Below are 19,039 nucleotides of genomic sequence, written 5' to 3'. Positions count from 1 at the left end.
CAGCACGCTCGAATTGGATAATACCTGTCTTATTGACTACCTTGTTATAAATAGCTTGAGTTGGTGAATGCCGGTCATTAGAATCCGCCTCCCATTTTATAGCTAAGGATATTAGTTTGAAAAACTACACATATCTCGTCGTACTACTTCAAATAAAAATAAAAATCCTTGTTAGCTCTTTTTTAATACTGGCTTCAGTATCTTCTTACTCCGATACCAATCATATCGGTTATATTCAGTCTCATCTTGAGCAAACATTCCCAGGGTCTGCGGGCATACTGTGGCAAACCACGACAAATAATCGCATCAGCGGTTATGGTGCTCAGCCTGACAGCTGGTTGTTACAAACCCCGAACTGTTGGGGTGATGGTACTTGTTCGGATACCGGAGCATTGCAACATTATGCCGATAGCATCCGTCAGGATCTGGCATCGGCTCGTCACTGGATCGATATTACTACCCTGGTAACCTATCCAGATGGTGTTTTTCAGCAAGCGATTGTTGACGGTATTCAGGCTGCCTATGCGGTAGCACCGCAACTGCAGGTGCGTATTTTAGGCGGTACCCCTCCGGTGATGGGAAATTTTGATAGCCCTTTCAGTGAAACTGCCGATGCGTATATGAAACGATTAAAAACCGATTTAGGTGCAAACGCAGACGATATTAAAATATCAGTAGCAGGTGTTGAAACCAGCTGGTTGTATTCCTGGAACCATTCCAAAATTATCGCGGTTGATGGCCGTAGCAGTATTGTTGGTGGCCACAATATGTGGGAAGCAGCCTACGGTCAGGTTGATAATCCGATCAGCGATTTAACCATGCGCCTGGAAGGTGAGGCTGCCGTATCGGCCCACCAGTTTGCTGACTTGTTGTGGGCTTTCAGCTGTCGCTGGCGCGACGGTGCGATCAATAAAACGTTCTACGTCGATCTTGTGTCAACCCTTGCCAGCGGTGATAACTGTCCTGCGAATTTCGCGGCGCCAGCAGTAGATGTTGCGGGTGAAACAACCGTCATGTCATTAGGGGGGTTAGGTTTTGGTATGCAAACCCCGGGAGGGAATCTTGGAGGCCTGCCAGATGCCGATGACCATAAAGCCGATTGTTTAGGGTTATTTGAAGATTATGTTAACGATAATAGGGAATACACCATTGCCAATCCTGAAGAAGAAGGGTTGCGTGCGCTAATTCAGAGTGCCAACGAATCGGTGTTTATTTCTCAGCAGGATCTGATCGCACCTTGTGCACCGCCATTTGCAAACTCTTATTACGATGCGCGTTTGTTTGACGTTTTGGCGGATAAATTGAATGAAGGCGTTAAAGTTCAGGTGGTTGTGAGCACACCGGGAGCCAAACAAAGTCTGGTAGCACCGTATTCAAATATGAAAGAAATGTCGGAGATTACCGATATTTTGCTGAGAAAGCTGAAACAACGGGCTTCATTGTCTGACTCTCAGGCCCGGCACACGATGTGTCAATCGTTTCAGCTGGCACCGCTACGGCATGCAGATGGCATTGGTGCCTGGCCAAATGGCAATACGATTGCGAACCATGCCAAAACCATCGCAGTTGACGGAGCCGCCTTTTACATCGGTTCTAAAAATCTGTATCCGGCAACCTTGCAGGATTTTGGCTACATCGTTGAAGATACTCTGGCCGCGCATCAGTATTACCAGAGTTATCAAAACCCTATGTGGCAGCAATCAAAATCGTCAGCTTTTGTCGATTATGAGCAGGGGAAGTGCCCTTAATTCCAGCATTGATCGTCATGTATTTCTGGATGCAGACGAACTGGACAGACAATGAGGAGCATAACGCTCCTCATTGTTGTATTACGCAATCTCCAGCACTTTATCTACTGGCCAGCGTTTTTTCTGGCTCCAGCTTTTATCTGCCGCTTTACCAACGGTGATCAGCATCACTGGAATATCATCCTCGCTCAGATTAAATGCCTGTTGTACTTGTTCGCGCACGAAACCACTCATTGGCCCGGTAGCAAAACCCATATCTTCAGCGGCCAGCATTAAGGTCATCGCGGCTAACGAGGCACTGCGGAAGGCTTCGTCCATTTGTAATTGAGGGTTACCTTCATGGCTTTGTGTTGCCGCAGTAACCCAGCTATCTGCTGCAGTTTGTGGCACTAAACCCGCTTCAACCGATGGTTGCAGGGCGACAGCTAACTGTTTATGCGCATTTAACTGGCCAACCACAATAAAGGTAACGGCTGCATCCAATATCTGTGGTTGCTGGTAGCTCGCTTGGTGAAGTGCTTGTTTTTGCTCTTCGGATTTCACCGCAATAAATCGCCAGTTTTGCAGATTATAAGCGCTGGGGGCTAGAGTGGTCTGGCGGATTAATTCTGTAATTGTTTCATTATCAATTTCAAAATCCGGATCATAACGCCCGGTCGATACACGTTGCTGTAACAGTTTGCTGACGTGAGTATTCGTAATATTTGTCATGGTGATTTATTCCTTAATCGTTTTGAAAAGCGTGGGAAATTTCGGACGCTCAGGCAGCATGGCCCATTGCACAATTAATACGCTGAGCAACACGGTGATAAACCCGAGCAGGGCAGTTCCCTGCAAGGCTTCACCGAGGAATACCCAGCCTAATACCGCAGCCGATAGCGGACTTAATAATCCCAGTGATGACACCGCCACTGGAGATAGTTTGTGAATACCGTTGAACCAGAGAAAATAGCCCGTCAGAGAACCAGCCAGAGACAAATACACATACGCGAGTATTTGTGGCTGGCTCAATACCGGCATCGGTGCATCAAACAACAGGGCCGCCGGTACGAGCATCAAACCGCCTAACACCAGCTGCCAGCCGGTAAATGCCAGAGTCGGCATATTCATCTGCCAATGGCGGGTGAGGAAGACGCCGCCACCAACACTGATCGCGCCGATCAAAGCCGCCAGAGTGCCAATCAAATCCCACTGACTACCCGGTGATAGAATCAGCGCTGTCATCCCCAGAATACTGGCGATACTGGCAATCACGGCAACCAGGCTGGGTCCTTTCTGATTAACCCACCAGATCAGCAGCATCACCACAAAAGGTTGTACTGCACCAAGAATGGCCGCCAGGCCACCGGGCAGTCGATAAGCGGCGACGAACAACAGCGCCTGAAACAGGCCAATGTTGAGCACAGACAGCAGGGCTAATTTCAGCCATTGCTGTTTCTGTGGCCATACCCGGGTAATCAGCAACAAGAGCAGGCCTGCTGGCAGAACCCTGATAGCAGCGGAAGCAATCGGAACCCCTGCAGGCAGGAATTCACTGGTCACAATGTACGTTGAACCCCAGATGATGGGAGCCAACGCCGTCAGCAAAATTAGTAAAACAATACGCATAACATACTCGATTTCAATTTATCTTAACTTCAAGATAAATTCAGTTTAAACGAAACTATCTTGAAATCAAGATAAATCCTCGATAGAGTCGCTTGCCAATAACAATGAAGCATCAGCCCAGGATTTACCGATGGATAAAGTCGACAACATTCTTGCCCAATGGCAGGCGGAACGCCCGGATCTCGATACCACCCCCATGGGGCCGATTGGTCGCCTGAAACGCTGTGCGGCGTTGATACAGCCAAAGCTGGATAAAGTATTTGCTGAGTTTGATCTGAGTTATTGGGAGTTTGATGTGCTGGCGACGTTAAAGCGCTCCGGTGCACCCTATTGCCTGGCACCAACCACCTTGTTTTCTACTTTGATGGTGACCTCTGGCACCATGACGCACCGGATGAATCAGCTGGAAAAGCGAGGGCTTATTGAACGGCTGGCAAATCCGGAAGATGCCCGCAGTAAGCTGGTTCAGCTCACCGCAGAAGGCGCTGCGCTGGCAGACCGGGCGGTTGAGGCTCATCTGCAGAACGAACGACATATCATCTCTGAATTGTCACCTGAGCAACTGCAGCAAATTGATGACAATCTGCGCACGTTGCTCGCGGTACTTGAAGAGCACTAAGCTTCGTTGGCTAATGCCTCGGCAACAAAATCAATAAATGCCCGCACCTTCGACGACATATGTTTGCGGCTGGCATAAATCAGAAATACATCGATAGGGAAGTGCTGGTGATCACAAAACAGTTCAACCAGTGTTCCCTGTTGCAGCTCATCGGTCAGCAGAAACTCCGGAATCCGGGCAATGCCCTGGCCGTCGCGACACAGCGACAAAATCATCTCTGAGCTGTTGGTCAGGGTTCGGCTACCCACGTCTACCTGAATTTCCTTGCCGTATTGATTCTGGTATTGCCACAGTCTTGGCTGCTTAAGATGACTGTAGGTAATACATTCGTGCTGATCCGGGTGTTGTTGCGCTAATTGTTCCGGACGGCTTGGTGTGCCTTTGCGATTCAAGTAGTCGGGTGAGGCTACCGTAATGCCACGTGACGTCATCACCCGGCGGCTGATCAGGCTCGAGTCGGCCAGCTGAGGTGTGGCGCGAATAACCACGTCAAACCCTTCGGCAATCACATCGACTTTGCGGTTGCTGACATCCAGCTCCAGCGCAACCTGCGGATAGCGGCTGAGGAAGCCGGAGAACACCGGTTGCATCCGGGCTTCACCAAAACTGGCCGGGCAGCTGATGCGCAATGTACCGGTCGGTTCCAGCTGTTGGCCCATCAGTGCGTTTTGTGCCTGGGTTGCTTCAGCGATGATTTGCTGACATTGCTGGAAGTAGATTTCCCCTTCGGCGGTGAGACTCTGTGAGCGGGTGGTGCGATTCATCAGCCGCACACCCAGGCGCTCCTCGAGTTTATTCATCTCTTTACTTATGTACGAGGTTGAGTGGCCGGTATTTTCTGCCGCCAGCGTAAAGCTGCCCGCATTAACGACTTCGGTAAAGATGACCATACCGTCGAGCAATTGGCCGTTGTAGCTCATTTACCAACCTCATCAGAAACGTGAAAAACCCAGCATAAGGGAGCTTCGACTTTATTGCGAGTCAAATGGAAATAATAAGTCCACGAATGGGATATTAATATTTATTTGTGGTGAATCTATAGTGGACACATCAAAACCAACCATGAACACACAGGCCTACCGGCCGGGGAACGATGATGAAAGTATTAGCATTTGCCGCAAGCAACTCCAGCCAGTCCATTAATAAAGCGCTGGTTACCCACGCTGCTGAGCTGTTGCAAAACAACACTGGCGCCGAATTTGAGGTGCTGGATTTAAACGATTTTGAGATGCCTATTTACAGCTCTGATCGCGAAAACGAGTCGGGCATTCCGGCGCCAGCGCAGGCATTTCGCAAAAAAATCGGTGAAGCCGATGTCATTTTGATTTCGTTTGCTGAATACAATGGCTCCTACACGGCGGCGTATAAAAATGTGTTCGACTGGACGTCCCGCATCGATCAGAAGGTCTATCAGAACAAGAAAGCGGTGTTATTGGCGACTTCGCCAGGACAGGGTGGGGCACAAAGTGTATTGAACTCGGCGGTGGGTTCGGCGCCGTACTTCGCACTGGACGTAAAAGGCAGCCTGTCGGTGCCTTCGTTTTACGATAACTTCGACAGCGAGCAGGGCGTGTTGACGAATGACGAACTGAGTCAGCAGCTGATCAAGCAATTGTCATTGTTGTCCGAAGTCTGATCTGGCCAAGGGTAATAAACTCGCAGGGCGGCACCTTAATGTTGGGTGACGCCCTCGGATACAGAACTATGTGGTTCCGACCTGTGCTGACAAGTCCAGCTGTAATAGAAAGCTTCCAGTTCAGATGCCGGCAAAGGCTTACTGTAACCATATCCTTGAACCTGGATACAGCCATGTTGCTGCAGGTATTGCGATTGCGCCATGGTTTCAACGCCCTCTGCCAACACACACAATCCCAGATTTTCTGACAGGGCGATAATGGTGCGACAAATCGCCATATCGTCGGCATCAATACCAATATCACTGATAAATGATTTGTCGATCTTCAGTTTATGGACCGGCAGTTTTTTCAGATAACTGAGCGACGAGTAGCCAGTACCAAAATCATCAATCGCCAACTCAACACCCAGTTCACTTAACTGTTGCAGGTGCCGTATGGTGTCTTCGTTGGTCATAATAAAGGTTTCGGTTAATTCCAGAGCCAGATGCTGTGGCGGCAGTTCATAGCGTTTTAGCACCGACTTCACTTTCTCGGTCAGGTCTTCCTTGGTGATTTGCGGGCCTGCAATATTCACCGCTACGGCGCCGATGTTAATGCCCTGATCCAGCCAGGTCTTAGTTTGTGAGACAGCCTGCTCCAGCACCCATTCACCAATGGCGAGTATCAGGCCAGTCTCTTCGGCAACCGGAATAAACGCATCGGGTGGTACCAGTCCACGTTGCGGGTGTATCCAGCGGATGAGTGCTTCGGCGCCAATAATACGCTGGGTTGCGGTATCGATTTGCGGTTGGTAATGCAGAACAAATTCGTTGCGTTTGAGTGCTTGCCGTAAGTCGCTTTCTATCTGTACACGTTCAGAAGCCTGGCGGGTGAGTTCCTCGGTATAGAAACTGTAGGTGTTGCGACCCAGTTGCTTAGCACGGTACATCGCGGCATCGGAATTTCGCCAGAGTTCAACCGCATTTGAACCATCCTGAGGGTACATGCAGATACCAATGCTGGCCGATACATTGACGATTTTATTCGTCAGCTGAATCGGTTGTTGGATGCGTTCAAGAATTTTTTCGGCCAGGTTGCTGGCTTGCTGCGGGCTGTCCAGATTGGCAAACAGCATCACGAATTCGTCACCACCGAGGCGGCCGATGGTGTCGTTATCGCGTAACGTATGGCGAAGATGGTCGGCAACCTCGATCAGCAGTTGGTCGCCCTCCGCGTGTCCCATACTGTCATTAATATTTTTAAAGTTATCGAGATCCATATACATCAAACAGAACGACTGACCGGTGTGATCTGCATGTTTAATCGCCTGGCCGAGACGATCCTGCAACAATACCCGGTTTGGCAGCTGGGTGAGCGAATCGTGATACGCCAGATAAGAGATCTCTTCCTGAGTCTTTTTCAGCTCGCTGATGTCGGAGAACACGGACACATAATTCGTTATCTCACCGATCTTATTGCGTACTTCGCTGATGGTTTGCCAGGCCGGAAATACATCGCCGTTTTTATGTCGGTTAAGGATCTCGCCGCTCCACCGACCCTTCTGATGGATGTCATCCCACATACCGGCGAAGAAGGCGGCGTCTTGTTCATCTGATTTCAGAATATTGGGGTTGCAACCCAGTACTTCGTCGCGCGGATACCCACAGATATCGCTGAAAGCAGCATTTACCTCAATGATTCGTCGGTCGGCATCGGTAATCACCACGCCTTCAGCGGTGTTTTCCACCACACTGGCTAACAAACGCAGCGATTCTTCATGGGCTTTGCGAACCGTAATATCGCGGCCAACGCCTAATACTCCCAGTAATCGCCCATTTTGTTCGTCATACACCGGTGTGTGGATGGTTTCGAGCACCTCAATATGCCCATCGCTGGCGTATTGAATTTGTTCTTCATTAATTGAGATCGAGTTGGATTGCAGCGCCTGCCGATCATTTTGTCGGAAAATATCGGCCATTTCCTTGCTGACCAACTCGTAATCGGTCTTATTGATGATGTTCTCTTCGCGAGTACCGAAAAACTGTTCGCAACGCTTATTACAGGCCAGATACACGCCTTTTGGGTCTTTAATCCATACCAGGTCGGGCAGGGTGGCCATCAGGAGACGAAAAAAACTGGTTTGTTCTGCCAGGCGATAACCTAGCCGACGCATCTTGATGTTTTGGTTGAACAGATAGATACCGGCGCCTGCCAAAAGTACGAAAAATACAATCAATATCGTCAGTTCTGCCCGGTATGTGTTCCAGAGAGATTCAGGCTGAAGTAATACCAGGCTGTTTTCCGGCAGTTGCGCGTGACCCACACCGAAAAGATTCATATATTGGAAATCGAACATCGGTCGGTTTGGGCTTTCTTTGAGAATCGGGATATCGTTGATTGATCGGCCGGTCAGCACTTGTCGTGCCATTAATCCTGCTTGCAAGCCTTGTTCTTTGTGGCTGACCAGCACACCGCCCAATACGCCATCGCCCATACCGTGCTCCCACAAATGAAACAGTGGCGTTTGATTGTGTTGGGTAATGAATGCCAGTCCCTCATCAAAGGTCTTATAGGCAGACTCCTTGTCATGGTAGGCCGACAGCAGAAGAACCTGATCGCGCTGACCCAGACGCTGCAGGCGGCTACCGAGTTGTTGCCAGGTCAGATTTTGTAACGATAACGTACGAAAATTCAGTTGCGGGAAATCTTGTTTCAACAGTGCCAGCGACTGATAGTCCGATTGTCCCGAGACCCTGCCATCGACGATTACATGCAAGTTAGTACGCTCTGGAAACAACGCCATCGCCAGCGACAAGCTGTCATCAAATGATGCGGCCTCAACCACCCCTGTTACTAGAGGGTTCTCTTCCAGAGACAGGGCTTTCGGGATGTTGTTAACCCCTAGGAAGACAACCGGGGTGCTATTAAATAACGGCTGATGGTTTTCCAGTGCAAAGTTCAGCGCGTTATCATCGGCGGTAATAATCAGATCATAGGATGGCAGCCGGTCCAGTTTGTAGCTGAGCAGTTGCAGGAATAGCTGTCGGCTGGCGGCATCGTTAATGTGCTTGCTGTCCATGTATTCGACGTCGAGAATGGGCTGATCGTCGGCAAATGCCTGACGCAGACCGTCGAGCACTTTGCTCGTGGTTGGAAACGTCGAATGGTAGGAAAACAGCAATAGTATTCGCTTGTGACGCAGATCGGATGCGCCAACGCTGTTTACCAATAACAGCAACGGCAATACGAGCAGTAAGAGTAAAAAATGTCTTTTCACGGTGCTTGAATCTGACTGTTATGGAGTTTAAGAGTCTCCCTCGACCGTAATGGAAAACAACGCCGGACGCCAGCCTCAAACAGATACTTATGTCATGTGAAAGATCAAAAAGTAGTCTAAAAGTGACATTCGCTGCTATTGGTGTTTCTACCTGAACGGCCAACATCATCCGTTACCAGAGGAATACGCAATCGCACCGACAAACCGGGTTGTTGATTGCGCAGTGACAGGCCAATGTTTAGCCGTGCACAGCCACTGTTTACCAATGCCAGGCCCAGGCCAATGCCGCCAGAGCGGCGGTCACGACTGTCGTCTAAGCGTCGATACGGCTGCAGTGCCTGTTCGATAAGCTCATCAGCGATTCCGGGACCATCGTCTGCCACGATTAACTCTGCGTACTTTTCACGGGTGGTAATCGTTATCCGAATACATTGCTGACAATAGCGTTCAGCGTTACTCAAGATATTATCGATAATCAGCGTAAAAAAGCGTTCATCAACAGCCACTGAGCAGGGCATTAATGTCATCTGCCAGTCGATATGACTCGTCTGTCCCTGGCGGCTGAAGACTTTTTGTTTAATCCAGTTATCGAGTGACAGCTCGCTCAGGTTTGGTTCGGAATTTTGCAACCTGACCAACTGCAGGCTGTTGTCAGTCACTTTCTCCAGTTCATCCAGATAACGATCGAGATCGGACAACAAGGTTTGCCGGAACGCATCATCTGGTTGGCGCTGCAACAGACCCAGTGCCAGTCGGGCACGGCTTAATGGCGTACGCAGTTCGTGCGCCATGGCATTGGCCAGCAACCGCTTCTCTTCAAGGTTATTGCGGACAACGCCAATCATGCGGTTAAAGCGTTCGGTTAATTGAAAAAACGGGCTGACATGTAAGGCGGGTAAATGCACGCTGTAATCTTCTCTTGCCAGCGAATCGGCAGAGTGCTCCAGTTGTTTTAGCCAGCGAATCAGTCGTTTAATCGGCCAGTAGAGAAACAGTGCGATCGAGATCAGCAGTAACGACGTAATCCCCATGGCGGTAGCGAAAACAATGTAAGGGCTGTTGTCACGCGCCGCTTCAGCCAGGTGTGCCGGGCTATCCCGCAACCACAGGTTGGGTTGGTTTGTGACCTGAGCCTGAAACCCGGCCGCTAAACGGAATACCTGAATGTCTTCATTCAGATGTGACCAGCTATCGACGAACTCATCATGATCGTTGTCACTGTTCGAATGCTGGCTGATTTCGAAACCGTGATCGGCAATTAATTCTGTGACACAGTGGTTGCGAAAATCTTCGGTTCCACATTCAACCCGCGCCATTAACAATAGCTGTTGGGCATCCCGGGCAAAATCTTCCCAGTCATCCTGACTCTCAATCGTATCGATGGCTAAAAATAATGTGCTGATGGTCAGAGCCAGTGCTACGGCGACTGCACCGTACAAATACCAGAAAAAACTAACGGGTTTCATCATTGGCCAACATGTAACCGGTACCCCGCACGGTTTTTATAAATTGTTGCGGTGCCTGATCTCCAAGGCGTTTTCGCAATGACGAAATGCGCATGTCGAGGGAGCGGTCAGCACCGTCGTAATCAATGCCTCTGAGATTTTTGTAACAGCGGTCACGGCTCACCGGCTGACCCTGATGACGGGCCAGTAGCTCGAGTAGATCGAATTCACCACTTTGCAGCTCAACGACTTCGCCATTTAAAAGAACTTCGCGGCGTCCGGGAATGATTTCGATCGGGCCACAGCGGTAATGCTCAGAGTGAGTGACGGCAGTGCTGCAACGCTTCAGTAGCGCCTGAATGCGCATTAACAGCACATCGGGACGAATCGGTTTACGCACATAATCATCGGCGCCGGACCGGAACGCGGTGAGCTCCGAAACATCGTCTTCACACGCTGTGAGCATCAGGATTGGCCCGTGATAAAACGAACGGACTTGCTGGCAAACCGACAAGCCATCCTGGCCGGGTAGCAAAATATCAAGGACGACCAGATCGGGTGAGGCCTGACGAATTGCCAGCGGAGCCTGATCACCCCGCTGGCAAACCTGAACGTTAAACCCCTCGGTTGTTAAAAACACCCTAAGCAGACGGCTGATTTCGGCATCGTCCTCAACCACCAGGATGTGTTTTTCTGCAAATTCGTTCATTGTTTCCCGGCTTTTTATTGACGTATTGTGTGTGATTGGGGGTCTTTCAGAGATCATTCACACTGACATTGTTTTTGTCGCGGAAGTTAAGGAATTCCACATTAACCAATACATCGTGGCCATCGCGATCAGTCACGCTGTCAACCACATGCCATTCGTTACCTTGTTGGTAAACCCGATACTCTTGCTGCAGACCGACAAAAACAGCCACATCCCGATCACCAGCTGCACCATCGATGCGATTGTCTCCGGCATTTCCCTGCAATGTATTCTGTTGCTCGTTACCCAGTATATGACTGTTGTTGCTGCCCGTCAGGTGTACATGTTGCAAGTATTGTGACTGACTGCTGTATTCCAGATCTGGATTGTATTGCAGGCTGAAGGTCTGACCGGCCTCGAACCCGGCACTGATCGGCATGCTGGTCGCAATATACGACGGCCAGACTTCTCTAATCAGCGCCAGTCCTTGAGGATCCTTCTGTTGTTGAGCGGCTCGGGTTGTACCGAGATAGCCGTCTAAACCGCGATCGGAATAACCCCAAAGACCATAAAAACCTTCAACAGCCGCAGCGAGATATTCAAAGTTCAGCGAGTTATAACCATTCTGGCCGGTCTCGGCTGTCCATTGGTTCACATCTTCCTGGCTTGGATTCCAGCTTTTATCCGCAAGGGCCTGATTGGCAAGGCTGACAATCCGATCCTGTAACGCCTTTTCTGCTGGCGCCAGTCCGTGCCCCTGAACCAGATGAAGAATTTCCTCGTAAGTGGCGTCTCGACCTTCGGCCTGGCTGCGTTTTAGATAATTCTGCGTTCCTTCAACAAACACCTCACTGGCGTATAAATCCTGACCGTGGTGTGCCAGTGGGGATTGCCCAAGACTGCCATCAAAGGCCGCTTCGGAATCTTGCTGGGTGGCGAACATAAACAGGCTGGCCTGGTTGTCGCCCAGCTTCGTACTTATCTTATCTTTGTTTTTCAGAGCTGCGCCATTAGTCAGGTAGTGTTGCATGACCGCACGGGCCTTAGCGATCTGCAACGGTGCCACTGATTCTGCGGCAAAGATATGAATTGGTTTTTTATTCACTGCGTTTACCCAGCTGTACTGAGTGAATAAGCCACTGATGGCTTTATCCGGGTTGGCATGATGAGTAATCATATTTAACTCTTTGTCGCTTGCCGCTCGGGTGGTAATACCATATTGCTTGCGCTCAGCGTTCGACATCCAGTGAATGTTTTCGGCGTCAGCGGCTTCAATGGTGAACCAGTAAAAGTCCTGAGGGATGCCCAGAGCTTTGTAATAGTCGAGGTAGGGTTTGTGCGACGCGTGGTCTCGGGGTAGAGTGCTGGCATCCTGAACACCATCGCCGGCCCAGGAATGCACGCCCACCAAAACATCATTTGCGGAAAAACGCTCTTTGCCGGCAAGAAATAAGTCCACGCCACCTGAGGCAATTTCACCACCCGGCGGTAAATACGTATTCAGCCCCAGCTGACGCAAACGCAGACCCGCTTTCAGGTTCATCTCGTCATCGCTGGAACCGGGAACATTTTCAAACACAATGGTTTTTACCTGGGGGTTATGTTTCACCAGACTGTTTAGCTGCTCGACGATTTTGGAAGTTATTTCACCATTCATAATGGCCCAGTCACCACGCACGGCAAATAAACCATCCGCTTGTTGGCCTGCGCCTGGTTGTGTGACATTGTCTGGATGATCGCCGCCACCAGTGTTCCCGGTATTGCTGGAAGCACTGTTGGATTGACTATCAGAGCCACAGCCGGTCAGGCTGACAACGGAAGCGAGAATGGCAGACAGCAGTGCTGTGCGTAAATTGGATGTCTTTAGAGCTTTCATTGGTGTTCTCCTGTCAGTTCGGAGAACAGCATAAGCTGATAGAGAAAGGGAAAGTATCTGGCTTATGTCTGAACGTTGTCAGCAGATGTCAGCCCCGCTGAATCGGGGCTGAACGAGTCGGTTCTGAGGGGATTACAACAGCTCCAGAGCTTCTGGCTGATGGATGTTGGTATGTTGCTGCCAGTAGCTTTGTGCCAGTGATTTCAGCTCACCTTCACTGAATTCACGCAAGGTTTGCGGTTTGAGGCTGGTGGCCATCGTTGCACCGGTATTGGCGTTAACCCGCTGTTCTAACAGCAACGGGTCGTTGGTTTCCAATAACCGCTGTGTGACTTCTAAGTCGAGGTGAATACCGGGATAATCCATGCGTTCAAATTTCATCTTGGAGGTGAGTTTTATTAGTGTCCCCGTGCGACGTTCCAACCACATGGTGCCCGCGGCGCTGGTGCGCGTACTTTTACTCAGATTACCGGTAATCGCCTGGGAGCGACGGTCATCAACGGTCACTTTAAAGGTGCTCCACAAATTACCGCCAACGGTAATGTCCTCAACGCCCTGGTAGGTAGAATTCAGATTGCTGGAGCGATTGCCCACCGGATTACCGGATGGGTATTGCAACAGATCGGCACTCTGAGTGGAGCTTTCTTTCTGACCAACTTGAGCCTCATCGGCGTTATTACTGTTGGTTTTCGTGGTTGTCGTGGTATGAAGGTTGTTGTACCACTGATTTTTTATATCAAGCGCTGCCAGTAATTTAGGCGCAGCTTCAATCGTAAAATAACTGGTAGTGGAGTGCTCCGCGAGCTTACCCGTATACTCAACAAAATCTTTGGTTTTCTTATAGGGTGCTGGACTATCCGTAGAAACCCCAAACGCCGCAGGAATGTTGTTCACGATTTCGGTTTGGCGAAAGGTCTTGAAGTATTCAGACTTGGGCGCTAACTGACCACTGGAAATCGTCTGATAATTTCCGTAAATAATCGTATTACTGGCGACTGTTCCCGGAGTCGCGTGAATACCTACGTTCTTCTGAATAGGTGCGGACGAATCAGAATCACCGCCACCACAAGAGGCAACAAGCATGGAAAGCAGACTAATTTGCAAGCGAGTAATAGCGCGCATATCGTTCCTTGATAGATAGGTAAAAAGCGCGCGGATATTACTTAATTCCTACAAAACTATCAAGTTCTTTGATGCCAGAGAAATCTTTCGACTGCATTGTTCTGTAGATTCGTCGGTAATACCAGCAAAACATAGATAATTGCCGGACTTTAATCGACACTAATTTCATCGGTTATCTGCGTACCTCGTAGCATCAGCCTGAATTACAGCTGTAAAGTCGTTTATTTTTAGTAAAAATGGGTACTTAAATTAATTTGCTATTCTGTCGCTAACACTGAATATGCAAGTATGAAAAATGGTTAATTATGTGAACGTTATCTATCTTTCATTGACGGCAAGTTCTTTGCGAAAAAACGTACAACATTGAATCCCATTATGTTACGCACATCAGTTTCACTCAGTCCACGTTGTTGTAGAGCCCTGACAAGTTCTGGAAGCTGATACGGTGAAATTGCCAGTTCAGCGGCATCCCATCCAGAACCAAGAGCAATATATTCAGATCCAACCAGGTTCTTTGCGTATACAATTGTATCGACCAGTGCCTTTAACGATAGATCGCATAGTGCCCCTTCAAAAAAACCGATTCCAATGATTCCACCGCGAGCTGAAATTTGTCTAATTAAATCGTCAGATAAATTACGTGATTTGGCACAAATGGAATAGACCCCTGTATGTGAAGAAAACAAAGGAAGATCAGTACTATGCAAAACGTCACGAATCCCCTGATCGGATAAATGGGCAACATCTAAAACCATTCCCAGTCGTTGCATTTCAGCCAGCATCTCTTTCCCTTTGTCGGTTAATCCATACTTTTTCATGCCGGATGACGAGCCTGCCAGTGCTGTATCAGAGTAATGCGCGAGCTCCATGGTGCGGTAACCGGCATCGAACAGCCGTTGCAGATTTTTTCTGTCAAACTCGGTTGCATGTGCGCCCTCAAGACCAAGGATGGCATGTAGGGGGCTGGCTTGAGCTTTCCAATCAGGCAGCAATGAATGCAATTGCTCACGATATCTAACAATCTGAAGCTTACCTGAGGCGCTCTTTTCCGCCTGATGTAAGCGCTGGGACTGAAATAATGCGCGATTGAGATAGTTGTTGATTGTATTAAGAGGCCAGCCATCCAGCAAGGCAACGGCAGTGATCTGGTCGCCGTTTTGTTCAATATGGTCTGACTCTGTATCATCCGGAGCTTCAATAACTGACATAAATACCTGAAGTCCGGTATTGACCTTACGCAAGCGTGGTAAATCCGCGTGACCAATCTCTGCGGCAGCTGAGAAATTCCGTTGCCAGAGTAATGTGTCAGCGTGCATGTCTGCTACAAAAAGATTCGTGTATGGATAATATAAGTTACTGTTATTATTCGCATGGGAGAGTTGACTATTTGCCGGGCTAACGTATTTTTCAAGATCAATAGGAACCAATACCAGCCAGGCTATAAAAATGAGAAACCATATGCTGTGAAATATAATCCGTGGTCTGATCATGGTTACACCTGAAGTGAATTGGAGAGAAATTAATGAGTGAACTTACTGGCGATTTTTTGCATCGAACGCTTAGCGAAGAATTTTGAAATACTGTTTAGTGGCCAACTGCGATAATGTTGTTGCAATGCACTCATGGTTTTCTTTAACTCGTTGATGTCGTATAGCTTTCCACGAACAACAACAGCTTGAAGACTGTCCAGATTATCAAGCGACAAAGTTGGGTCTCGGGAAAAAATCAGAAAGTCTGCAATCCCGTTATTCTCTACTAATCCTTGTTGTTTCAGCGCCAGAGTTTTATCAATCGGTAGTTGCTGTCTGGCTTTCCAGCTGGCATATGCCAATACTTGCTCAGGATCAATTCCTGATTGTTGAAAAAGTCGCATCTCTTGCCACATTGCTATCCCCGGAACTACAAAGGGTTGCTGTGTATCTGTTCCAATATTAAGAGTTGCACCACCGTCATGCAGTTTCTTCAACAGTAATTGCTTTTTCCTCAATGCTTGTTCGGCTAAGGTAAGAGTGTGCGCTTTTAAGTTACGATATGCCGGTAAACCGGTAGTCGGGTGCCATACCACATCGAGGTAAAAATCCGGTAGAAATTGATAAGTTAGGTTATTCCTGGCCTCATCGAAGTATCGGTATTGTTGTATCTGCTGCAGTGTTACAAGCGTAGGTGTATTGATCAGTTTGTTCTTGATAATGAATTCACTGATTTCTTCGATTCTTGATGGATGAACTGCACGCCAATCTCCATTTCTTGAAAGTACGTTAAATTGTGTAATTGTATTTATACCAAAAAAATGCTGAGTATCTGGAAGTGCTGCTTGTTCAAACGTTAATCCCTCCGGAACGTGGCCGATAACTTGCATTCCATGCCGATGGGCAGCGTGTTTAATACTGCTGATCAATTCCTGACTTAGATTTTCATATGATTTAATACAGCTGTGGCCTTGTTGTTTTAAAGAATAAATCAGACCTTCCGCATGATGCGGCTCTTCCAGGAAGTTCGAGTTTGGCCAACGCGCATCACCTCGGGTAACAACAGCGCAAGAAAAAACCTGAGGTGTTGGCCAATGTTGATGACGAATCTGTTGATGCAATGCAGCGACACCACTACCGTCAGGATCCAGCGCGTCGCGCCAGGTAGTAACCCCGTGCATGATGGCTGCCAGGCTAAACATGGGACTCAGATTGAGAAGGTTTTTACCGGGAGTATGGGAGTGCATGTTCACCAGGCCAGGTAACACAAAACTTCCGTCGTATTGACTCGGTTGGCTGCTACTTTCTCTGAATCTGATTGCGCCATCCTCCACCGACAGGTTTGCCACCTGCAAACGGTTCAGTGTCGGATTGATCACCGTTACATGGTTCAGTGAAACGGGTTTTTGTTGAGCCTTGGGAGCATCAGGTAAGTTGAAAATAGAGATAAAACCAATTGTCATGGTCGCTAAGATAGCCAGCATTACGATTAGAGGTGTCTTTATTGTCATTTGCCTTTACCCTACTGCTTCAGGATGAGATAAGTTCAGTCGTTGGTGTTATCTTTTCAACAGCCATAACAGAACTCAAACGAGTTATTTTTGCGTCTTGAATGAGATTTTTTCAGTCATGAAGATTCAATCACTAAATGCATTGCAGGCGTTTGAAGCTTGTGCTCGGCTCGGATCGGTGCAAAAAGCTGCCCAGCAGTTGCATGTCACTCCATCTGCCATCAGTCACCAGTTGCGTAAACTGGAAGACGAATTAGAGATCGAACTGCTGCACCGTAGTCATCGTAAAATTGGCGTAACTGATAAAGGTCTGCAACTCCAGCAAACGCTTAATCAAGCGTTTAAGATGATCACAGAAACATTGGAGGATCTGAGGGCTGGCCATCGCAGCAATCTGGTTATCAACGTTCTACCGGTTTTTTCGATTAAATGGCTGAGTCCAAGGTTGCTGGACTTCTTCCAGAGATTCCCATGCTCAGATCTGATACTGAAAAACAGTTATCATCTGGAAGATATGGCAACAAAAAAATGTGATCTGGCCATCCGTTGGGGAAATGGAAATTGGCCTGGTGTGTATAGCGAAAAGATACTAGATGAATTTGTTCTGCCAGTGCTGTCTCCCGGATTAAAGGCTGATTCGGGAATCTGCAATCCTCAGGATATCTTAAAACTACCACTGATTCAGTTGTTTGAGGAAGCTGATCACTGGCAACGTTGGGCTGACCTGAATGGCTACCCAATGCCTGAAGACGTTCGTTATATAAAATGCAATGACCCTGTCGCAGCGTTACAAGCTGCAATTGACGGCATCGGTATTGCACTCGGACCTTTGACACTGGTAACGGATGATATTTATCAGAAGCGCTTGATAACGCTTGGTTGCAGGGCAGTTGATTCGGGTAGTGGTTACTATTTGGTCGCCGCCAGTGAAGAGAGCCTTGAAAGCGAACATGTTCATCTTTTTGCTGAGTGGATTAAGCAAAAAGCTACTGAATTCAGTCTGAAAACGGCCATTTATCGATGATTATATGAATCGTTTAAAAATTTTCTGGGACTGTCTGGAACTGGCTTACAAGCCAACCAACGTGTAAGTTGATATCCAAAATTGAGGCTCTTGGTTAGTCCGCTAATAATAAATACCTAATTTACTGATGAAAAAACTAATGGGGTACTAAAAGGTATCGGTTTCTATTATTTTGCGCCTTCGATTAATACAACACGGAGTTGTTTCTATGTTAAGAAAATTAATAGCCTCTTCATTATTGCTGGTTTCTGCATCAGCCTCTTTAGCTGAAATACAGAGCTTTACGGCAGAAAATATTAGTGGTATTAACCACATGTTGTACCCACGCCTGGACGTAAGCGGCTTAAACGGTATTGATATTCGTCTCGAGTCAACTCCGGTGCCGGGAACACCGGAAAAACAAAATTCCATCAAGCGCATCGAATTTAAGCTGCCATATGCCAATAATGTGATTGCTACGAATCTGGTGAAAAGTACATCTGTGCCTGATAGCTACCGTAAGATCATAAACAGCCCATGGGTGTTTAAGAAGCTATTGGTTGAGGTAAAAGGTTATGAATTCACCGATGGCCGTAATATTGAATATCGTGTGATGGTTGTTGAAAACCAATCAAGCAATAACGTGCTGGAAGAAGCCGTCGGTGAAACATTAATCAGTGGTAACGCGACCCTGGTTGATAAAACACGCAGCAAAGTGGTTGATGTTGCTCATACAACGGTTGGCGGAAAGCGCGTAACATTGAAACTGTTGGATCGTATCAAAGACAATTACGTTCAAATTGAAGCTGTTTGGATGGGTCATGGCTCTGAGACACTATTGATTGAGGCGCCTGGTTATGACGTTACGGCAAAATCCATCACACTTCAGGCAGCCGGTGATGATAACTCGATTGAAGTGGTTGTGACCGATGGTTTCGGTTATGAGCAAACTTCCTTTAGCCCAAGCCTGAAGCAGCTAATGGAAGTGGCTTTTGGTCCAATGCCTCAGTAAATATTCATTGCTTTATTGGTATAAGAAAGAGCAGAATAAAAATAT

Annotated in this window: 15 protein-coding genes; 5 read left to right on the top strand and 10 right to left on the bottom strand. The window is 48.1% G+C overall.

Annotated features, from left to right (window positions below):
* Positions 1-116: 116 nt before the first annotated feature.
* Positions 117-1,748 carry a phospholipase D-like domain-containing protein gene (locus MK185_01015; GenBank protein MCH2039203.1) on the top strand — a complete coding sequence of 544 codons (1,632 nt, stop codon included), beginning with the start codon at positions 117-119 and terminating at the stop codon, positions 1,746-1,748.
* 81 nt (positions 1,749-1,829) lie between these two features.
* On the opposite strand, the gene MK185_01010 is transcribed toward MK185_01015, so the two are convergent.
* Positions 1,830-2,459 (bottom strand): nitroreductase family protein, encoded by a 630-nt coding sequence (locus MK185_01010; GenBank protein ID MCH2039202.1) that lies wholly within the window; start codon positions 2,457-2,459, stop codon positions 1,830-1,832.
* Positions 2,460-2,465: 6 nt separating this feature from the next.
* Positions 2,466-3,356 carry an EamA family transporter gene (locus tag MK185_01005; protein ID MCH2039201.1) on the bottom strand — a complete coding sequence of 297 codons (891 nt, stop codon included), beginning with the start codon at positions 3,354-3,356 and terminating at the stop codon, positions 2,466-2,468.
* A 130-nt stretch (positions 3,357-3,486) separates the two neighbouring features.
* Here MK185_01005 and MK185_01000 point away from each other — a divergent pair, with 130 nt between their 5' ends.
* Positions 3,487-3,975 (top strand): MarR family transcriptional regulator, encoded by a 489-nt coding sequence (locus MK185_01000; protein ID MCH2039200.1) that lies wholly within the window; start codon positions 3,487-3,489, stop codon positions 3,973-3,975.
* On the opposite strand, the gene MK185_00995 is transcribed toward MK185_01000, so the two are convergent.
* Positions 3,972-4,895: a LysR family transcriptional regulator gene (locus tag MK185_00995; GenBank protein ID MCH2039199.1), complete on the bottom strand. Its 924-nt coding sequence runs from the start codon at positions 4,893-4,895 to the stop codon at positions 3,972-3,974. The two genes, MK185_01000 and MK185_00995, sit on opposite strands and share 4 nt — an antisense overlap.
* 176 nt (positions 4,896-5,071) lie before the next feature.
* Here MK185_00995 and MK185_00990 point away from each other — a divergent pair, with 176 nt between their 5' ends.
* Entirely contained in the window at positions 5,072-5,611 is a 540-nt protein-coding gene (locus MK185_00990) for an NAD(P)H-dependent oxidoreductase (protein MCH2039198.1), read from the top strand.
* Positions 5,612-5,646: 35 nt separating this feature from the next.
* On the opposite strand, the gene MK185_00985 is transcribed toward MK185_00990, so the two are convergent.
* From MK185_00985 to MK185_00955, 7 genes are all read right to left on the bottom strand, one after another.
* Entirely contained in the window at positions 5,647-8,868 is a 3,222-nt protein-coding gene (locus MK185_00985) for an EAL domain-containing protein (GenBank protein ID MCH2039197.1), read from the bottom strand.
* 116 nt (positions 8,869-8,984) lie between these two features.
* Positions 8,985-10,337, bottom strand: coding sequence for an ATP-binding protein (locus MK185_00980; GenBank protein ID MCH2039196.1), 1,353 nt, complete (start codon positions 10,335-10,337; stop codon positions 8,985-8,987).
* The gene (locus MK185_00975; GenBank protein ID MCH2039195.1) at positions 10,321-11,022 is read right to left on the bottom strand and encodes a response regulator transcription factor; all 702 of its coding nucleotides are present in this window, start codon (positions 11,020-11,022) and stop codon (positions 10,321-10,323) included. Before MK185_00975 ends, MK185_00980 begins: the two co-directional genes overlap by 17 nt.
* A gap of 46 nt (positions 11,023-11,068) precedes the next feature.
* Positions 11,069-12,877: a hypothetical protein gene (locus MK185_00970; GenBank protein ID MCH2039194.1), complete on the bottom strand. Its 1,809-nt coding sequence runs from the start codon at positions 12,875-12,877 to the stop codon at positions 11,069-11,071.
* Positions 12,878-13,009: 132 nt separating this feature from the next.
* The gene (locus tag MK185_00965) at positions 13,010-13,999 is read right to left on the bottom strand and encodes a hypothetical protein (protein MCH2039193.1); all 990 of its coding nucleotides are present in this window, start codon (positions 13,997-13,999) and stop codon (positions 13,010-13,012) included.
* A gap of 314 nt (positions 14,000-14,313) precedes the next feature.
* Entirely contained in the window at positions 14,314-15,489 is a 1,176-nt protein-coding gene (locus tag MK185_00960) for a membrane dipeptidase (GenBank protein ID MCH2039192.1), read from the bottom strand.
* 29 nt (positions 15,490-15,518) lie between these two features.
* The gene (locus tag MK185_00955) at positions 15,519-16,979 is read right to left on the bottom strand and encodes an amidohydrolase family protein (GenBank protein MCH2039191.1); all 1,461 of its coding nucleotides are present in this window, start codon (positions 16,977-16,979) and stop codon (positions 15,519-15,521) included.
* Between the two features lie 118 nt (positions 16,980-17,097).
* Between MK185_00955 and MK185_00950 the strand changes: the two genes are divergently transcribed.
* Complete coding sequence (locus MK185_00950) at positions 17,098-18,003, top strand: LysR substrate-binding domain-containing protein (GenBank protein ID MCH2039190.1); 906 nt, start codon at positions 17,098-17,100, stop codon at positions 18,001-18,003.
* A 208-nt stretch (positions 18,004-18,211) separates the two neighbouring features.
* Positions 18,212-18,994, top strand: a complete 783-nt coding sequence (locus tag MK185_00945) for a hypothetical protein (protein MCH2039189.1) — start codon at positions 18,212-18,214, stop codon at positions 18,992-18,994.
* Positions 18,995-19,039 lie beyond the last annotated feature (45 nt).

The sequence above is a fragment of the Saccharospirillaceae bacterium genome (assembly GCA_022448365.1).
Classification (GTDB): domain Bacteria; phylum Pseudomonadota; class Gammaproteobacteria; order Pseudomonadales; family Oceanobacteraceae; genus Bacterioplanoides.
The sequence above is the reverse complement of the archived record's forward strand: the minus strand, read 5'-3'. Positions and strand labels throughout refer to the sequence as shown.

Coding starts and splice junctions, on each gene's coding strand:
- MK185_01010 (MCH2039202.1), bottom strand. CDS start 2,459: ATGACAAATATTACGAATACTCACGTCAGCAAACTGTTACAGCAACGT.
- MK185_01005 (MCH2039201.1), bottom strand. CDS start 3,356: ATGCGTATTGTTTTACTAATTTTGCTGACGGCGTTGGCTCCCATCATC.
- MK185_01000 (MCH2039200.1), top strand. CDS start 3,487: ATGGATAAAGTCGACAACATTCTTGCCCAATGGCAGGCGGAACGCCCG.
- MK185_00995 (MCH2039199.1), bottom strand. CDS start 4,895: ATGAGCTACAACGGCCAATTGCTCGACGGTATGGTCATCTTTACCGAA.
- MK185_00990 (MCH2039198.1), top strand. CDS start 5,072: ATGAAAGTATTAGCATTTGCCGCAAGCAACTCCAGCCAGTCCATTAAT.
- MK185_00980 (MCH2039196.1), bottom strand. CDS start 10,337: ATGATGAAACCCGTTAGTTTTTTCTGGTATTTGTACGGTGCAGTCGCC.
- MK185_00975 (MCH2039195.1), bottom strand. CDS start 11,022: ATGAACGAATTTGCAGAAAAACACATCCTGGTGGTTGAGGACGATGCC.
- MK185_00970 (MCH2039194.1), bottom strand. CDS start 12,877: ATGAAAGCTCTAAAGACATCCAATTTACGCACAGCACTGCTGTCTGCC.
- MK185_00965 (MCH2039193.1), bottom strand. CDS start 13,999: ATGCGCGCTATTACTCGCTTGCAAATTAGTCTGCTTTCCATGCTTGTT.
- MK185_00960 (MCH2039192.1), bottom strand. CDS start 15,489: ATGATCAGACCACGGATTATATTTCACAGCATATGGTTTCTCATTTTT.
- MK185_00955 (MCH2039191.1), bottom strand. CDS start 16,979: ATGACAATAAAGACACCTCTAATCGTAATGCTGGCTATCTTAGCGACC.
- MK185_00950 (MCH2039190.1), top strand. CDS start 17,098: ATGAAGATTCAATCACTAAATGCATTGCAGGCGTTTGAAGCTTGTGCT.
- MK185_00945 (MCH2039189.1), top strand. CDS start 18,212: ATGTTAAGAAAATTAATAGCCTCTTCATTATTGCTGGTTTCTGCATCA.